Origin of the sequence: Mesorhizobium sophorae, from assembly GCF_002270415.1 — a bacterium.
Taxonomy (GTDB): Bacteria; Pseudomonadota; Alphaproteobacteria; order Rhizobiales; family Rhizobiaceae; genus Mesorhizobium; species Mesorhizobium sophorae.
The window spans coordinates 1606423-1621386 of the sequence record NZ_NNRI01000007.1 but is presented as its reverse complement, the minus strand read 5'-3'; the positions used below and the strand labels follow the sequence as shown (position 1 = coordinate 1621386).

18 protein-coding genes are annotated in these 14964 nt (G+C 64.0%); 13 read left to right on the top strand and 5 right to left on the bottom strand.

Annotated features, from left to right (window positions below):
• From CGZ66_RS12315 to CGZ66_RS12280, 9 genes are all read left to right on the top strand, one after another.
• A partial coding sequence (locus CGZ66_RS12315) for a thiamine phosphate synthase (RefSeq protein ID WP_095084242.1) occupies positions 1–557 on the top strand: 557 nt, incomplete at its 5' end.
• Positions 558–603: 46 nt separating this feature from the next.
• Positions 604–1599 carry a tetratricopeptide repeat protein gene (locus CGZ66_RS12310; protein ID WP_167392091.1) on the top strand — a complete coding sequence of 332 codons (996 nt, stop codon included), beginning with the start codon at positions 604–606 and terminating at the stop codon, positions 1597–1599.
• A gap of 21 nt (positions 1600–1620) precedes the next feature.
• Positions 1621–1764, top strand: coding sequence for a hypothetical protein (locus tag CGZ66_RS39850; RefSeq protein WP_167392063.1), 144 nt, complete (start codon positions 1621–1623; stop codon positions 1762–1764).
• Between the two features lie 162 nt (positions 1765–1926).
• Positions 1927–2493, top strand: a complete 567-nt coding sequence (efp, locus tag CGZ66_RS12305; protein ID WP_095084240.1) for an elongation factor P — start codon at positions 1927–1929, stop codon at positions 2491–2493.
• Between the two features lie 86 nt (positions 2494–2579).
• Positions 2580–3380, top strand: coding sequence for an inositol monophosphatase family protein (locus CGZ66_RS12300; RefSeq protein ID WP_095084239.1), 801 nt, complete (start codon positions 2580–2582; stop codon positions 3378–3380).
• A 104-nt stretch (positions 3381–3484) separates the two neighbouring features.
• Positions 3485–4171 (top strand): PAQR family membrane homeostasis protein TrhA, encoded by a 687-nt coding sequence (gene trhA / locus CGZ66_RS12295; RefSeq protein ID WP_095084238.1) that lies wholly within the window; start codon positions 3485–3487, stop codon positions 4169–4171.
• Positions 4172–4279: 108 nt separating this feature from the next.
• The gene (locus tag CGZ66_RS12290; protein WP_095084237.1) at positions 4280–5305 is read left to right on the top strand and encodes a MotA/TolQ/ExbB proton channel family protein; all 1026 of its coding nucleotides are present in this window, start codon (positions 4280–4282) and stop codon (positions 5303–5305) included.
• Between the two features lies 1 nt (position 5306).
• The gene (locus CGZ66_RS12285) at positions 5307–6338 is read left to right on the top strand and encodes a peptidoglycan -binding protein (protein WP_095084236.1); all 1032 of its coding nucleotides are present in this window, start codon (positions 5307–5309) and stop codon (positions 6336–6338) included.
• 248 nt (positions 6339–6586) lie between these two features.
• Positions 6587–7021 carry a hypothetical protein gene (locus CGZ66_RS12280; protein WP_095084235.1) on the top strand — a complete coding sequence of 145 codons (435 nt, stop codon included), beginning with the start codon at positions 6587–6589 and terminating at the stop codon, positions 7019–7021.
• Positions 7022–7186: 165 nt separating this feature from the next.
• On the opposite strand, the gene CGZ66_RS12275 is transcribed toward CGZ66_RS12280, so the two are convergent.
• Complete coding sequence (locus CGZ66_RS12275) at positions 7187–7540, bottom strand: DUF1304 domain-containing protein (RefSeq protein WP_095084234.1); 354 nt, start codon at positions 7538–7540, stop codon at positions 7187–7189.
• A gap of 142 nt (positions 7541–7682) precedes the next feature.
• On the opposite strand from CGZ66_RS12275, the gene CGZ66_RS12270 reads away from it, so the two are divergent.
• Entirely contained in the window at positions 7683–9170 is a 1488-nt protein-coding gene (locus CGZ66_RS12270; protein WP_095084434.1) for a carboxypeptidase M32, read from the top strand.
• A 36-nt stretch (positions 9171–9206) separates the two neighbouring features.
• On the opposite strand, the gene CGZ66_RS12265 is transcribed toward CGZ66_RS12270, so the two are convergent.
• A complete protein-coding gene (locus CGZ66_RS12265; protein ID WP_095084233.1) occupies positions 9207–11006 on the bottom strand; it encodes an ABC transporter transmembrane domain-containing protein in 1800 nt (599 codons plus the stop codon).
• Positions 11007–11213: 207 nt separating this feature from the next.
• Here CGZ66_RS12265 and rpmE point away from each other — a divergent pair, with 207 nt between their 5' ends.
• A complete protein-coding gene (gene rpmE / locus CGZ66_RS12260) occupies positions 11214–11435 on the top strand; it encodes a 50S ribosomal protein L31 (RefSeq protein WP_006327661.1) in 222 nt (73 codons plus the stop codon).
• Positions 11436–11510: 75 nt separating this feature from the next.
• Here the strand turns inward: rpmE and CGZ66_RS12255 are convergent, their stop codons facing one another.
• Positions 11511–12152: a TetR/AcrR family transcriptional regulator gene (locus tag CGZ66_RS12255; RefSeq protein WP_095084232.1), complete on the bottom strand. Its 642-nt coding sequence runs from the start codon at positions 12150–12152 to the stop codon at positions 11511–11513.
• Positions 12153–12258: 106 nt separating this feature from the next.
• Here CGZ66_RS12255 and CGZ66_RS12250 point away from each other — a divergent pair, with 106 nt between their 5' ends.
• Both CGZ66_RS12250 and CGZ66_RS12245 read left to right on the top strand, forming a co-directional pair.
• A complete protein-coding gene (locus CGZ66_RS12250) occupies positions 12259–13092 on the top strand; it encodes an NAD(P)H-binding protein (RefSeq protein ID WP_095084231.1) in 834 nt (277 codons plus the stop codon).
• 1 nt (position 13093) lies between these two features.
• Positions 13094–13570, top strand: a complete 477-nt coding sequence (locus tag CGZ66_RS12245; RefSeq protein WP_095084230.1) for an anthrone oxygenase family protein — start codon at positions 13094–13096, stop codon at positions 13568–13570.
• 83 nt (positions 13571–13653) lie between these two features.
• On the opposite strand, the gene CGZ66_RS12240 is transcribed toward CGZ66_RS12245, so the two are convergent.
• Positions 13654–13965 carry an Rdx family protein gene (locus tag CGZ66_RS12240; protein ID WP_095084229.1) on the bottom strand — a complete coding sequence of 104 codons (312 nt, stop codon included), beginning with the start codon at positions 13963–13965 and terminating at the stop codon, positions 13654–13656.
• Between the two features lie 19 nt (positions 13966–13984).
• Complete coding sequence (locus tag CGZ66_RS12235; protein ID WP_095084228.1) at positions 13985–14734, bottom strand: YebC/PmpR family DNA-binding transcriptional regulator; 750 nt, start codon at positions 14732–14734, stop codon at positions 13985–13987.
• Positions 14735–14964: the final 230 nt, after the last annotated feature.

Below are 14964 nucleotides of genomic sequence, written 5' to 3'. Positions count from 1 at the left end.
GCGGCGACGTCGCCTCGCTGATCCTGCCGGAGAACGGCATGGACGAGGCCTCCTTCCAGGCTTTCGCCGAACAGATCGTGCCGGCCGCGCAGGCCGCGGGCGTCGCTGTCGTCATCGCCGGCGATACCCGCATAGCCGGTCGCGTGCAGGCCGACGCTATCCATGTCGAGGTCTCCAAGGCCGAACTCGCCGAGACGATCGAACATTTCCAGGCAAAGATGATGGTCGGCGCCGGCGGCGCCAAGACACGTGACGACGCGCTCGAGCTTGGCGAGACACGGCCCGACTACATCTTCTTCGGCCGCTTCGGCTACGACAACAAGCCCGAACCGCACCCGCGCAACCTGTCGCTCGGCAAATGGTGGGCCGATATGATCCAGATACCTTGCATCGTCATGGCCGGATCCGACATCGCCTCGGTGGAAGCGGTGGGCGCCACCGGCGCCGAATTCGTGGCACTGTCGAGCGCCGTGTTCGCCGACGGCACCGACCCCAGGACAGCGGTCGCCAGCGCCAACGCGCTGCTCGACGAGACCGCGCCGCGCTTCGAGGACTGACGTGCCTTCGGCGACGCTTCCCATCCAGGCTCTGCTTACGGTGCTCATGGTCCAGGCAGCGGCCGCGGAGAACATCCCGCTGCCACAGCCCAAGCCGGAAGCCGGCGTGCATACGGACAAGCCAATCGACAAGCCGCTGCCACAGCCCGCCACCACGGCCGAGCCGGCGCCGCTGCCCTCGGCCGAGGCCATCAACCCCGATCGCTTCGGCGCAAAACCTGCCGACGCCGCCTACGGCGCTTTCCAGCGTGGTCTCTACAAGACGGCCTACAATCTCGCGTTGATCCGCGCGCAAAACGGCGACCCGGCGGCGCAGACGCTGGTCGCCGAAATCCTGTCACGCGGGCTGGGAGTGCCGCTCAATGCCGCGGAAGCGGCGAAATGGTACGCGCTCGCCGCCGAACAGGGCGTGCCGGAATCGCAGTTCCAGTATGCGCTGATGCTGCTCGATGGCCGCTACGTCAAGAAGGACGAGAAGGGGGCCTATGCGCTGATGCAGGCCGCCGCCGAGGCCGGCAACCGGCTGGCGCAGTTCAATTTCGCGCAGATGCTGGTTCAGCAGGACCCCGGCGACGCCGGCCTCGCCAGGGCGGTCTCCTACTATGAGCGTGCCGCCGCCACCGGCCTCGCCGACGCGCAATATGCAATGTCGCAGATCTATGCCAATGGCGTCGGCGGCAAGCCGCGCGACGACGCGCAGGCAAGGCGCCTGCTGGCGCAGGCCGCACGGCAGAATTACGACACCGCACAGATCGATCTCGCAGCCTGGATGATCGAGGGTCGAGGTGGCGGCCGCGACCTGAAATCCGCCTTCGGCTGGATGAAGCAAGCGGCGGAGGGCGGCAATGTCGCCGCCCAGAACCGCCTCGCCAAGCTCTATATGCAAGGCATCGGCATCGATCCGGATCTTGTCCTCGCCGCCGCCTGGTACATCGTCGCCCGCCGCGCCGGTCTCATCGACCCGCAGATGGACGACTTCCTGCAGGGATTGGACGACGACCAGACCAAGCAGGCGCTGCAGAAGGCGAACCGCCTGCCCTGACCGGGAATCCAGGACCCGGCCATGCAGATGGAGTGGGTGCACCGGGGTCACGGGCTCGGCCTCATGCCCATGCATCTACTCCCTCAGCATCTGCCGAAGGGCGTGATGCTCGTCGCCGATGCGATCGCCAAATCGGTCGGTGCGGTCATCGACCAGAATACCTGACCCGGCCTTCTTCGGCACCGCATCTCCAGACCCCGGCTGGTTGTTTCATCCCTGCCGCTTGGCCCCAGCCTGCCCCGCTCCCTTGCCTCTTCTGGCGATTTGTGGTCTTGGGAGCCCGAAATCGCTTTCCCAGCGAACATCTCATTCCCGGATCAGATCACTATGGCCAAGATCAATGGCAACGAAATCCGTCCCGGCTACGTCATCGAGCATGACGGCGGCCTGTGGGTGGCGGTCAGGACCAACACCGTCAAGCCAGGCAAGGGCGGCGCCTACAACCAGGTCGAACTGAAGAACCTCATCAACGGCACCAAGCTCAACGAGCGCTTCCGCTCGGCCGAGACGGTCGAGCAGATCCGGCTCGATCTCAAGGATTTTTCCTTCCTTTACGCGCAGGAAGACGCGCTGGTGTTCATGGACACCCAGAGCTACGAGCAGCTCGAATTGGCGAAGGATTTCGTCGGCGACCGCGCCGCCTTCCTGCAGGACGGCATGATGGTCACGGTCCAGCTTTATGAAGAGCGGCCGATCGGCATTTCTCTGCCTGACTATGTGACGCTGACCATCACCGAGGCCGATCCCGTGGTGAAGGGGCAGACGGCCGCGTCCTCCTACAAGCCGGCAGTACTGGAGAACGGCATCCGTGTGCTGGTACCGCCCTTCATCGGCGCCGGCGAACGCATCATCGTCGACACCAACGAAATCACTTACGTGCGCCGCGCAGACTGATGCATGCCGCCCAAAAGTGGCCCCGGTTTTGGGTCACCGACATGCATCAAGACAGCGCTTGAAGCGCAGCAGCAGGAAGAAGCACGATGGCACGCTCAGCCCTTCTCAACGTCATGGTCCAGGCCGCAATGAAAGCCGGCCGCTCGCTGTCGCGCGACTTCGGCGAGGTGCAGAACCTGCAGGTCTCGATGAAAGGCCCTGGCGACTATGTGAGCCAGGCCGACCGCAAGGCCGAGGAGATCGTCTTTGCCGAACTGTCGAAGGCACGGCCGGGCTACGCTTTCCTGATGGAGGAGCGCGGCGTGGTCGAAGGCGACGACAGCCAGCACCGCTGGATCGTCGACCCGCTCGACGGCACCACCAACTTCCTGCACGGCATCCCGCTCTTTGCCGTTTCGATCGCCCTGGAACGCCAGGGACAGATCGTTGCTGGCGTCATCTTCAATCCGGCAATGGACGAGCTCTACACCGCCGAACGCGGCGGCGGCGCCTTCATGAACGACCGCCGGCTGCGCGTCGCCGGCCGCATCAAGCTGGTCGACACGGTGATCGGTTGCGGCGTGCCGCATCTCGGCCGCGGCCACCACGGCAATTTCCTCGTCGAACTGCGCAACGTCATGGCTGAGGTCTCCGGCGTGCGCCGCTTGGGGGCCGTCTCGCTCGATCTCGCCTATGTCGCCGCCGGCCGCATGGACGGGTTTTGGGAAACCGGCCTGTCGGCCTGGGACGTCGCCGCCGGCCTGCTGCTGATCCGCGAGGCGGGTGGCTTCGTTTCGGATATGGACGGTGGTCAGGACATGCTCGACAACGGCTCGGTGGTCGCCGGCAACGAGGTCATCCAGCGCGCTTTGCTGAAGGCCGTGAAGAAGCCGCTCTCGGCACGCTGACTGACACGCCGCGCTGATGCGCCGCAGTCGCAAAACCGCAATGGAAGCTTGAAATACTGCCCGGCAAGCGCCCAGATCATAGTGCGCGGCGCAGGAACCCGGCAGTGAACGACATCAAGCCCCACCACGACATCCCGTTCATCGGACGCTGGCACTATTCGCGCGCCGAGATGATCGCCGACGGCATCGTCCATGCGGTCGGCATCGTGCTGGCGATCTCGGCGGGTTCGGCGCTGCTGGCGCTGGCGGCGTTTCGCGTCGGGCCGGGCGAATACATCGCCGCTGCCTTCTATGTGGTTTCGCTGCTCACCGTGCTGTCTGTGTCGCTGACCTACAATCTGTGGCCGGTGTCGTCGCCGGCGAAATGGATCCTGCGGCGCTTCGACCACGCCGCGATCTATCTCCTTATCGCCGCGACCTACACGCCTTTCCTGGCTCAGCTCGAAGGCTCGCCGCTTGCGCGCTGGATGATTGTCCTCGTCTGGGCCGCTGCAGCGCTGGGCATCGCCATCAAGGTGTTTTTTCCCGGTCGTTTCGACCGGCTGGCGATCGTCTTCTACCTCGCCATCGGCTGGAGCGGCATCGTCCTGGTAAAGCCGCTTGTCCAGACCCTGCCGACGACGTCGATCGCGCTGATCGTTGCCGGCGGCATCGTCTATTCCTGCGGCGTCATCTTCTTTGCCTGGAAGGGATTGCGCTTCCACAATGCATTGTGGCACGGCTTCGTCGTCACCGGCGCCGGCCTGCATCTGGCCGCCATGGTCGACTGTCTGGTCATCAATCGCCTCTGACACAGGCTTATCGACGCGGCAATATTGCCAAGCGCCATTCAATTTGGTCACAATTCCGTTTAGAGTCGCGGTCTACTGATCGGCGGCGGCATCGGAAACGGGGCACGGATGGCTTTTCTCAGATCCTTCGGCATGGGCAGACGCTCTGATGTCCTGATCTACGATCCGCATAAACTGTCGAGCCCGCAGGTCTTTCTGCTGACCATGATGATCTTCCTGGTCATCGTCGCCTTCATCGCCGCCATCCTGACCCGCCAGATCTCGACCGCCTTTGGCAGCAATCCCGGCCTCAACGGCCTGATCGTCGGCGTGCTGGTGGTCGGTATCCTCTTGGCCTTCGCTCAGGTCGGACGGCTGTTTCGCGAAGTGCGCTGGGTGAATTCCTTCCGCGCCGGCTCGGAGACCACCGAACCGGTGCTGCTGGCGCCGATGAAGGCGATGATCGGCCGCTCCTCGGCGACGGCCTTCTCGACCAGTTCAATGCGCACAATGCTCGATTCCATCGCCACGCGCCTCGACGAAAGCCGTGACACCTCGCGCTATCTCGTCGGCCTGCTGGTGTTCCTCGGCCTGCTCGGCACTTTCTGGGGTCTGTTGAACACCATCGCCTCGATCCGTGAGACCATTGAATCGCTCGATCCGGGTACTGGCGATGCCGCCGCGGTGCTCGATTCGCTGAAGCAAGGCCTTTCGGCGCCGCTGGCCGGCATGGGCACGGCCTTCTCGTCCTCGCTGTTCGGCCTGTCCGGCTCGCTGGTGCTCGGCTTCCTCGACCTGCAGGCCGGCCGCGCCCAGACGCGCTTCTACACCGAACTGGAAAACTGGCTGTCCTCAGTCACCGACCTGTCGTCCGACATCGTCGTCTCCGACCAGGCCAAGACCGAATCCTCGGACGAGATCAGGGTCTTGTCGGAAAGGCTGCGCAGCATGCAGGAGAATGGCGGCGGCTCCAATCCGCGCGTCGCCACCGCGATGGCCAATCTCGCCGACGGCATTTCCGGCCTGGTCAAGAACATGCGCTCGGAGCAGCAGATCATGCGCGACTGGGTCGAGGCCCAGTCCGACGAGCAGAAGGCGATGCGCAACACGCTGGAAAAGATTGCCGACGCCCTGAAGAAGCCCGGGGTGCATTGACGTGGCGCTGGCGCGTGGACGGCGCACCGATCGCCGCATCGATTACTGGCCGGGCTTCGTCGACGCGCTGTCGACGCTGCTTCTGGCGATCATGTTCCTGCTCACCGTCTTCGTGCTGGCGCAGTTCCTGCTGGGCCGCGAAATCTCCGGCAAGGACACGGCGCTCTCGCGACTCAATTCGCAGATCAACGAGTTGACCCAGCTTCTGGCACTGGAGCGCTCGACGGCGCAGGACAAGGAAGATTCGCTCGCCAATCTGCAGGCATCGCTGTCGGCGGCGGAAGCGGAAAAGAGCCGGCTCGAACAATTGCTGGCGCAAGGTGCCGGCGCCGGAGACGCCGCCAACCAGCGTGCCGTAGCGCTTTCGGGCGAACTCGACAGCCAGCGGCAGATCAGTCAGCAGGCGCTGAGCCAGGTCGAGATCCTCAACCAGCAGATTGCAGCACTGCGCAAGCAGATCGGTGCGCTCGAGGATGCGCTCAACGTCTCCGAAACCCGCGACCGCGATTCCAACACCAAGATCGCCGATCTCGGCCGCCGCCTGAACGTCGCACTGGCGCAGCGCGTGCAGGAATTGAACCGCTACCGCTCCGACTTCTTCGGCCGCTTGCGCGAGATCCTCGCCGACCGCGAGAACATCCGCATCGTCGGCGACCGCTTCGTCTTCCAGTCCGAAGTGCTGTTCCCGACCGGCTCCGAAGTGATCAACGATGCCGGCAAGGTGGAGATGAAGAAACTTGCCGACGCCATCATCGAATTGCAGAAGGAAATCCCGCCCGAGATCAACTGGGTGCTGCGCGTCGACGGCCATACCGACAACAAGCCGCTCTCCGGCACCGGCCGCTACCGGGACAACTGGGAGCTGTCGACGGCGCGTTCGACCTCGGTGGTGAAGTTCCTGATCGAGAACGGCGTGCCGGCCAACCGCCTGGTCGCCGCCGGCTTCGGCGAGTTCCAGCCGCTCGACCCCGCCGACACCGAAGAGGCGCGCAACAAGAACCGGCGTATTGAACTGAAGCTCACCGAACGTTGATCCATCATCACGCGGCATCACGCGAATTTGTTCGCCGGCTCAACTCTAGGGCGTAGAGCGAGGCCGGCAAGGCCTGAAAAGATTATCTTTTTTTAATTACACATCGTCGAATTGCGGTCCTAGCTTCCCCGCCTGGGCCGAGAACCGCCGGCGATGAACCCCATCGCGACGCGACGGAACCGGACGGCCCGCAGCCGGAGGGCAGGCGAGACAATCGCCGCCTTCCTCTTCAGGAGGAGAACGCGACAATGCGCTCTTTTATTCCCAGCACCTCGCTTAGAACTGCAACACTCACGGCGGTCCTCATCGCCGTTCCGCTCGCCGGCGCCTATGCCGCGGGCCATCACAGAGGCGCTCTGGACGCCGGCGATCCGACCGACTTTACGGGGCCGCGCGTCGAAGGCCTCATCCAACAGGTTCAAGGCGTCCGCCAGGGCATAGTCGATGCAAGGCAGGCCAACAACATCACGCCCGCCGTCGCCGAACGCCTGGAAATGCGGACGGTCCGCATCAGTCAGGCGGCCGAGAAGATAGCGGCATCGGATCACGGCAGGATACCGGCCGCGCAATACCATGAGCTGCTGCGCCGTCTCGACAATGTCGACCAGCGTCTGAGGGTCGGTATCGGCAGCGATTTCCTGATGGGCGATGGCTCCGACGGCGGAAACTATCCGAACGGCTGAAAGCTTGAACGCCAAGCTCTAGCACTTCGATCTCGCGCATGATTCCTTCCGAGATCCTGCGCCAGGAAAGGACCACCTGGCGCCCTCGGGGCCCCCTCTCCCGCGGGCGTCCTTTTTCCCTCAGCCCAGGTTGCTACCAGCCCAGGTTCCTGCCAGCCCAGTTTCCTACCAACCAAGCCAGACGGCAATCAGGGCGACGACCGCCGGCACGGTCTGAATGAACAGGATCTTGCGGCCAACCGTTGCCGCGCCATAGAGGCCAGCGATGGCCACGCACAACAGGAAGAAAACCTTGACCTGAAAACCGGCTGTCCCGAGGTAAAGCCCCCAGATCAGGCCGGCGGCGAGGAAGCCATTGTAAAGACCCTGATTGGCGGCGAGCACCTTCGAGGCGCTGGCGAATTCCGGCTTCAGATTGAACGCCTTGTGCCCACGCGGCGTGTCCCACAGCACCATTTCGAGATAGACGATGTAGACATGGATCAAGGCCACCAGTCCGACCAGGATGTTGCCGATCATGTTGTTCCCCCTTCAGGCGAGGCCAGCAGCATTTCACGCGTGACCTCACCTGTGCAAGATGCATCCGCCGCACAGGGCCGCAGGCTTGCAAACGCTTTTGCGTTGGTATCTTTTCGCGCCGTCCTCAATCACGGAACCTGCCATGTCCTTTCAGAAACTCGATGATCTCGGCCACAAGCTCGAAGCGCTCGAGCATGCGCTGGCCATCCTCGGCGCCGACGAGGCCACCCACATGGCTGTCGGCGGCGGCGAGAAGCGCGCCGAGGCAATGTCGGCGCTGGCCGGCATGTACCACACCAGGGCAACGGCGCCGGAAATTGCCGACTGGCTCGCCGCGGCCGAACAGGAAGCGTTGAGTGAGGAGCAACGGGCCGCGGTCGCCGAATTGCGGCGGCAGTACACCAACCTGACCTGCCTGCCGGTCGAGTTCGTCGAACGTCAGACCACCGCGCGCATGCGTTGCGAGCAGCTGTGGCGCGACCTGCGCGCCAAGAACGACTGGGCGGGCTTCCAGCCGGCGCTGGAGGGCGTGGTGGCGCTGGTGCGCGAAGAGGCGGCGCTGCGTGCCGACGTGCTCGGTCTTGCCCCTTATGACGCGCTCATGGAGCAATACGACCCCGGCAACCGCGCCGCCGACATCACGCCTGTCTTCACCGACCTCAAGGCTTTCCTGAAAGGCTTCGTGCCGGAGGCTCTGGCGATACAGGAAGCGCGGCTGCGCAAGCGGCCGCTGAAGCCGCTTTCGGGCACCTATGCGATCGACCGGCAACGCGAGCTCGGCCTTGCCATGATGACGGCGGTCGGCTTCGACCTGACGCATGGGTCGCTGTCGGTGTCGCACCATCCCTTCTGCGGCGGCGTGCCGAGCGACGTGCGCATCACCACCCGCTACAAGACCTCGGACTTCCTGTCGGCATTGATGGGCGTGCTGCATGAGACCGGCCATGCGCTGTATGAACAGAACCTGCCGAAGGCATGGGCGCACTGGCCGCTCGGCAAGGCGCGCGGCATGGCCGTGCATGAAAGCCAGAGCCTGTTCGTCGAAAAGCAGCTCGGCCGCAACCCGGCCTTCTGGCGCTGGGCGCTGCCGGTGGTCGAGAAGCATCTCGGCGAAGCCTGGTCGCTCGACGACATCCTGCCGCATGTGCACCACGTCGAGCGCGGCCTGATTCGTGTCGATGCCGACGAGGTGACCTACCCGCTGCATGTCATCCTGCGCTACGAGCTGGAGCAGGAGCTCGTCTCGGGCAGGCTGGAGGTGGCAGAACTGCCAGAAGCCTGGGACGCCAAGATGCGCGACTATCTCGGTCTCTCGACCATCGACAATCCGGCCGACGGACCGATGCAGGACGTGCACTGGCCGGGTGCCGCCTTCGGCTACTTCCCCTCCTACACGCTGGGCGCGATGATGGCGGCACAGCAATGGGCGGCGCTGACGCGCGAGCATCCTGCTGCCGATGACGATCTCGCCAAAGGCAATTTCGCGTCAATCAACGCCTGGCGTCGCGAAAAAATCTGGTCGCAGGGGTCTCGCTGGTCGACACCGGACCTGCTCGAACGCGCCACCGGCGAAAAGCTCGACGCCAGCTATTTCGTCAACCATCTGAAGCAGCGATACGGAGCGGCTTGAGGGGAGGTCGGCACATCAGGAGGCAGATGTTTGCGACTACTCCGCCGCGCCCCTGAAGGCGCTGGCGCCGGTTTCGAACTGCAGCTTGGCCAGCCGCGCGTAGATGCCGCCCTTGGCGACGAGGCTCTGATGCGTGCCTTCCTCGACGATGCGGCCGCCATCCATGACCAGGATCCTGTCGGCCTTCAGCACCGTCGCCAGCCGGTGGGCGATGACGATGGTCGTGCGGCCCTGCATCAGCCGTTCCAGCGCCATCTGCACCAGCGTCTCGCTTTCGGCGTCGAGCGCCGAGGTCGCCTCGTCGAGCAGTAGGATCGGCGCGTCGCGCAGGATGGCGCGAGCGATCGCCACCCGCTGGCGCTGGCCGCCGGACAGCGTCACGCCGCGCTCGCCGACCTGGCTGTCATAGCCTTTCTCGAGCTTGAGGATAAATTCGTCGGCGAGCGCATCCTTCGCCGCCGTCTCGATCTGGGCCTCGCTGGCGCCCGGCCGGCCAAAGCCGATATTGTCGCGCGCGCTTGCCGCGAAGATGGTGACGTCCTGCGGCACGATGGCGATGCGCTCGCGGACCGAGACCGGATCGGCTTCGCGCACATCGACGCCATCGATCAGGATCTTGCCGGTTTCAGGATCGTAGAAGCGCAGGATCAGCGAAAAGACCGTGCTCTTGCCGGCCCCTGATGGACCGACGATCGCCACCGTCTCGCCGGGCAAGACCTGAAAGCTCAAGCCGTGCACGGCAGCGCGGTCGGGCCTTGCCGGATAGGAGAAGGAGACGTCATCGAAGGCGATCGCGCCCTTGGCGACGGCAGGCAGCGGCTTCGGATCGGCCGGCGCCTGGATTGCCGGCTTCTCGGCCAGGATCTCGGTCAGCCGTTCGGCAGCACCCGCCGCTTGCGCAAGCTCGCCCCAGACCTCGGACAGCGCGCCGAGCGCACCGGCGGCAAACACCGAATAGAGCAGGAACTGGCCGAGCGTGCCTGGCGACAGATTGCCGTCAAGCACGTCGCGCGAGCCGAACCACAGCACCGCCACGACGGACGAGAAGATGGTGAAAATGGCAAAAAAGGTGAGGAAGGAGCGCGCGAAGATCGAGGCGCGCGCCGCCTCGAAAGCGGCTTCCACGGCGCCCGAGAAATGCCCGGTGACGAGCTTTTCATTGGTGAAGGCCTGCAAGGTGCGCACCGCGCCGATCTGTTCGCTGGCGTAGGCGGTGGCATCGGCAAGCGTATCCTGCGCCTGCCGCGACTTGCGCCGCACCGAGCGGCCGAAGGCGACCAGCGGCAGCACGATGACCGGAATGGCGGCAATAACCAAACCGGACAGTTTCGGGCTGGTGACGACCATCATCCCCAACGCGCCAAGGCCGAGAATGACGTTGCGCAGCGCCACCGAGGCCGTCGCCCCGACCGCCGACTTGACCTGCGTGGTGTCTGCGGCGAGCCGCGACACGATCTCGCCCGACTGGGCGGTGTCGAAAAAGGACGGCGACAGCGTCGTCACATGGGTAAAGACATCGCGCCTGATATCGGCGACGACGCGCTCGCCGAGCGTGATGACGAAATAGTAGCGGCTGGCCGAAGCGGCCGCCAGCACGGCGGCCATCGCCACCAGGGCTGCGAAATATTCGGCGATGAAGATGGTGTTGGCCGACGAGAACCCATGATCGATCATCCGCCGCACGGCCAGCGGCAGCGCCAGCGTCGTTGCCGCGGCGATGACCAGCGAAATGAGCGCGCCGACGACCAGCGTGCGATAATGCGTGATGTACGGGAACAGGCGCCTGAGCGGCTTGAGCGAGCGCCGGCGCTCGTCTGCGCTGCTGGTTTGCGCCATTCCTGCGTTTCCTCTAGCCGCCTCTGGCTATGCGCCTCAATATATGCGCTTGCCGCGGCCTTGTGATTCAATTCCGGCTGATGTATAGGCTCGCCGACCGTTTTAGAAGCCGTGGCTCTTCAATAGCTGCGGCTTCGAGTTTTAAAAAGGGGCGCATCGACGCAGGCTTATGCCCGTCGGCAGCGCCGGCAAGCCAGGAACCGAACCATGAAGACCGACATCCATCCCGATTACCACACCATCAAGGTCGTCATGACCGACGGCACCGAATACATGACCCGTTCGACCTGGGGCAAGGAAGGCGATACGATGAACCTCGATATCGACCCGACCACCCACCCGGCCTGGACCGGCGGCCAGCAGACCCTGCTCGATCGCGGTGGTCGCCTGTCGAAGTTCAAGAAGCGTTTCGAAGGTTTCGGCCTCTAAGCCCGACGACCTTTTTCGCAGATCGAAAAACCCGCCCTTGTGGCGGGTTTTTTGTTGCTCACCTTCCATCGCGTCCTACTCCGCCAATAGTTCCCGCAGCGCCATCCGCTTGTAAGCCGAGACCAGCCTGTCGCCCTCTTGCCGGTCGACCGAGATCGCCAGCCGGACGGCGGCCTCGCCCATCTGCCAGACCAGGAACGCCGTGGTTTCCAGCGCCGTCGGATCGGCTGCCGGCCGCAGCCGCTTCAGCACCGCGGTGAGGAATTCGGCGTTGGCCCGGCTGTCGGCGAGTTCGAGCTGGCGCAGCGCCTTGTCGGCCTGCGTGCCTGACCAGATGTCGCGCATCACCGGCTCGGCCAGGAACAGCCCGTAGTAGATATCGACCAGCTCGGAAAACGCTTGGCGCAGGCCTTCGGCGTCGCCGACATCGGCGAGTGCCGCCGAGATGCACGCCTGGCTTTCGGCGGTGTAGCGCTCGGCCAGCGCCCAGACGACCGCCCGCTTGTCCGGAAAGAACTGGTAGAGCGAGCCGATCGACACCCCTGCCCGTTCCGCCACTTCGCCCATGCGCATGGCGTCGCTGCCTTGCTCGGCAATCAGCGCCGAGGCAGCGGCGAGCATGCGTTCGACCCGCTCGCGGCTGCGCTGCTGGCTCGGCGCCCGGCGCGGGGAAGCAATCTGCTCCTGTGACGAAACCGGCGCGGCCGTGTCTTCCATGGCTGTCTCCAATGCCAACAAAATCGCTTGACTCGCAAAATACGAGGGTTTATCACGTTTTGCAAATGTGAGGATTACTCATGTTTAGAAACAGAGGAAAACAGCTATGAACAACACGACACCAAACCCCATCCTGATCCTCGGCGGCACCGGCAAGACCGGCCGCCGCCTTGCCGAGCGGTTGACGGCGCAAGGCCTCCCGGTGCGCATCGGCTCGCGCTCGGGCACCCCGCGCTTCGACTGGGAGGTCCCCGCAACCTGGGGCCTGGCAATGCAAGGCGTCAGCGCCGTCTACATCAGCTACTATCCCGATCTGGCCGTGCCGGGTGCCGCCGAGGTGATCGGCGCCTTCGCCAGGCTTGCCGTACAAAACGGCATCAACCGGCTAGTGCTGCTGTCCGGACGTGGCGAGGTGGAAGCCCAGCGTTCCGAAGAGATGCTGAAGGCCTCTGGCGCCGACTGGACGATCCTGCGCTGCGCCTGGTTCTCGCAGAACTTCAGCGAAGGCTTCCTTGTCGAGTCCTTGGCTGAGGGCGAAGTGGCTTTGCCGGTCGGCAATGTCGGCGAGCCGTTTATCGATGCCGATGACATCGCCGACGTCGCCATTGCCGTGCTGACTGAGCCAGGGCATGTCGGCCAGCTCTATGAACTGACCGGGCCACGGCTGCTGAGCTTCGCCGACGCCGTCGCCGAGATCGGCAAGGCCGCAGGGCGCGACATCCGCTTTGTCAGGATTTCGCATGACGAGTTCACCGCCGCCGTGGCCGCGCACGACCTGCCGCCCGAATTCGCCTGGCTGCTCAACGAGCTGTTCACCGAAGTGCTTGACGGCCGCAACGAGACGCTGACCGACGGCGTCCAGCGCGTGCTTGGCCGCCAGCCAAGAGACTTCTCCACCTACGCAACCGAAACCGCCGCTAGCCGAATCTGGAGCAACTGAGATGATCAAGCTTCTTCCCACCCTTACCATCATTGCCGCAATCGGCTCGGGCGTCGGCGGCGGCGTGTCTTTCGCCTTTTCCAATTTCGTCATGGCGGCGCTTGCCCGACTGCCCGTCCCCAGCGGCATCGCGGCGATGAATTCGATCAACGTCACGGTGATCACCCCGACCTTCATGACGGCGCTGTTCGGTACCGGCCTGCTCTGTCTGGTTCTTATCGCCGCCGCCATCATGGGCTGGAGCCAGTCCGGCTCGTACTGGTTGCTTGCCGGCGCGGTGATCTACCTGATCGGCAACCCGATCGTGACCATGGTCTTCAACGTGCCGCTCAACGATGCGCTCGCCGCCGTCGACCCGGCCAGCAGCAACGGCGCCGCTGTGTGGGCGAACCATCTGAGCCAATGGGTGATGTGGAACCACGTCCGCACCATCACCGCCATCATGGCGATGGCCTGCTTCATTCTCTCATTGCTCTAAGCAACTCCAGGAAAAGTGCGTGGCCGTCCGGATTTGCGTCGAGACAGAGAGAGAAGCGTTCTGCGAAATGCAAAAGATCCTGCTCAGGCGGGGTCTTTTTGCGTATGACCCTTGCGGTCGGAATGGCCGAGATCGCGATCCGGGTCGATGACATCGCGGACCAGTTGCTTAAGCTTGGCCGCTTCCGGAAAGCCGCCGTCACGCTTGCGGTCCCAGATCAGCGTATCATTGCAGGAAATGGTGAAGATGCCGCCGGTGCCTGGCACCAGCGTCACTTCGCCGAGGTCGGTGCCGAAGGTCGAAAGCAGCTCCTGCGCCATCCAGCCGGCACGCAGCAGCCACTGGCACTGCGTGCAATAGGTGATGCGGATGGCGGGAAGCTGAGCTTCGCTCATGTCTCTGGCTGGACTCCGCTCATGCCGCGCTGAGCTTGGCCATGGTCTCGTCGTCGACTTCGAAGTTGGCGTAGACGCTTTGAACGTCATCGTCATCCTCGAGCGTGGCGACCAGCTTCATCAGCGAGTGTGCCCGATCCTCGTCGACCGGAACGCTGTTCTGCGGCTTCCAGATCGGCTTCACCGATTCAGCTTCGCCGAGCGAGGCCTCCAACGCTTTCGACACTTCGCCGAGATTTTCAAAGGCGCAATAGATCGTGTGGCCTTCCTCATCGGATTCCACGTCATCGGCGCCGGCTTCGATCGCCGCGTCCATCACCTTGTCGGCGCTGCCGGCCGATGCCGGATAATAGATCTCGCCGGCACGATCCCACATGAACGACACCGAACCGGTTTCGCCCATCGCCCCGCCGGCCTTGGTGAAGGCGGCGCGCACGTTCGAGGCCGAACGGTTGCGGTTGTCGGTCAGCGCTTCGACGATGACGGCGACGCCGCCGGGTCCATAGCCCTCATAGCGCACGGCTTCGTAGTTTTCGGCATCGCCCATCGAGGCCTTGTTGATGGCGCGCTGTATGTTGTCCTTCGGCATCGACACCGCCTTGGCGTTCTGCACGGCCAGGCGCAGGCGCGGGTTCATCGATGGATCGGGCGTCCCGCTTTTGGCGGCAACGGTGATTTCGCGTGCCAGCTTGGAAAACATTTTCGACCGCACCGCATCCTGGCGGCCCTTGCGGTGCATGATGTTCTTGAACTGTGAATGGCCAGCCATGGCACCCCTGTCGTCTTCTCGGCTAGAGCATCCCGAAGCGAGGTGATCTCACCTCGTCTTCTGCAAAATGCTCGAATTCAAATTTTCAGAGTGTCCCAGGTGCAACTCGTGGAAGCACGGCGTTCTCTGTCGGAATGGGCGGCTTATAGATAAATCGGCTCAATTCGTCCAGCCGCGAGGCCGCTGCAATCGCTCACGCCCTAAGGTCGGACTTCAGCCGGTCGATGATG

What these genes read in the sequence shown, in the direction of transcription:
- CGZ66_RS12310 (WP_167392091.1), top strand. Translation starts at nt 604, where the DNA reads ATGGTCCAGGCAGCGGCCGCGGAGAACATCCCGCTGCCACAGCCCAAG.
- CGZ66_RS39850 (WP_167392063.1), top strand. Translation starts at nt 1,621, where the DNA reads ATGCAGATGGAGTGGGTGCACCGGGGTCACGGGCTCGGCCTCATGCCC.
- efp (WP_095084240.1), top strand. Translation starts at nt 1,927, where the DNA reads ATGGCCAAGATCAATGGCAACGAAATCCGTCCCGGCTACGTCATCGAG.
- CGZ66_RS12300 (WP_095084239.1), top strand. Translation starts at nt 2,580, where the DNA reads ATGGCACGCTCAGCCCTTCTCAACGTCATGGTCCAGGCCGCAATGAAA.
- CGZ66_RS12290 (WP_095084237.1), top strand. Translation starts at nt 4,280, where the DNA reads ATGGCTTTTCTCAGATCCTTCGGCATGGGCAGACGCTCTGATGTCCTG.
- CGZ66_RS12280 (WP_095084235.1), top strand. Translation starts at nt 6,587, where the DNA reads ATGCGCTCTTTTATTCCCAGCACCTCGCTTAGAACTGCAACACTCACG.
- CGZ66_RS12275 (WP_095084234.1), bottom strand. Translation starts at nt 7,540, where the DNA reads ATGATCGGCAACATCCTGGTCGGACTGGTGGCCTTGATCCATGTCTAC.
- CGZ66_RS12270 (WP_095084434.1), top strand. Translation starts at nt 7,683, where the DNA reads ATGTCCTTTCAGAAACTCGATGATCTCGGCCACAAGCTCGAAGCGCTC.
- CGZ66_RS12265 (WP_095084233.1), bottom strand. Translation starts at nt 11,006, where the DNA reads ATGGCGCAAACCAGCAGCGCAGACGAGCGCCGGCGCTCGCTCAAGCCG.
- rpmE (WP_006327661.1), top strand. Translation starts at nt 11,214, where the DNA reads ATGAAGACCGACATCCATCCCGATTACCACACCATCAAGGTCGTCATG.
- CGZ66_RS12255 (WP_095084232.1), bottom strand. Translation starts at nt 12,152, where the DNA reads ATGGAAGACACGGCCGCGCCGGTTTCGTCACAGGAGCAGATTGCTTCC.
- CGZ66_RS12250 (WP_095084231.1), top strand. Translation starts at nt 12,259, where the DNA reads ATGAACAACACGACACCAAACCCCATCCTGATCCTCGGCGGCACCGGC.
- CGZ66_RS12245 (WP_095084230.1), top strand. Translation starts at nt 13,094, where the DNA reads ATGATCAAGCTTCTTCCCACCCTTACCATCATTGCCGCAATCGGCTCG.
- CGZ66_RS12240 (WP_095084229.1), bottom strand. Translation starts at nt 13,965, where the DNA reads ATGAGCGAAGCTCAGCTTCCCGCCATCCGCATCACCTATTGCACGCAG.
- CGZ66_RS12235 (WP_095084228.1), bottom strand. Translation starts at nt 14,734, where the DNA reads ATGGCTGGCCATTCACAGTTCAAGAACATCATGCACCGCAAGGGCCGC.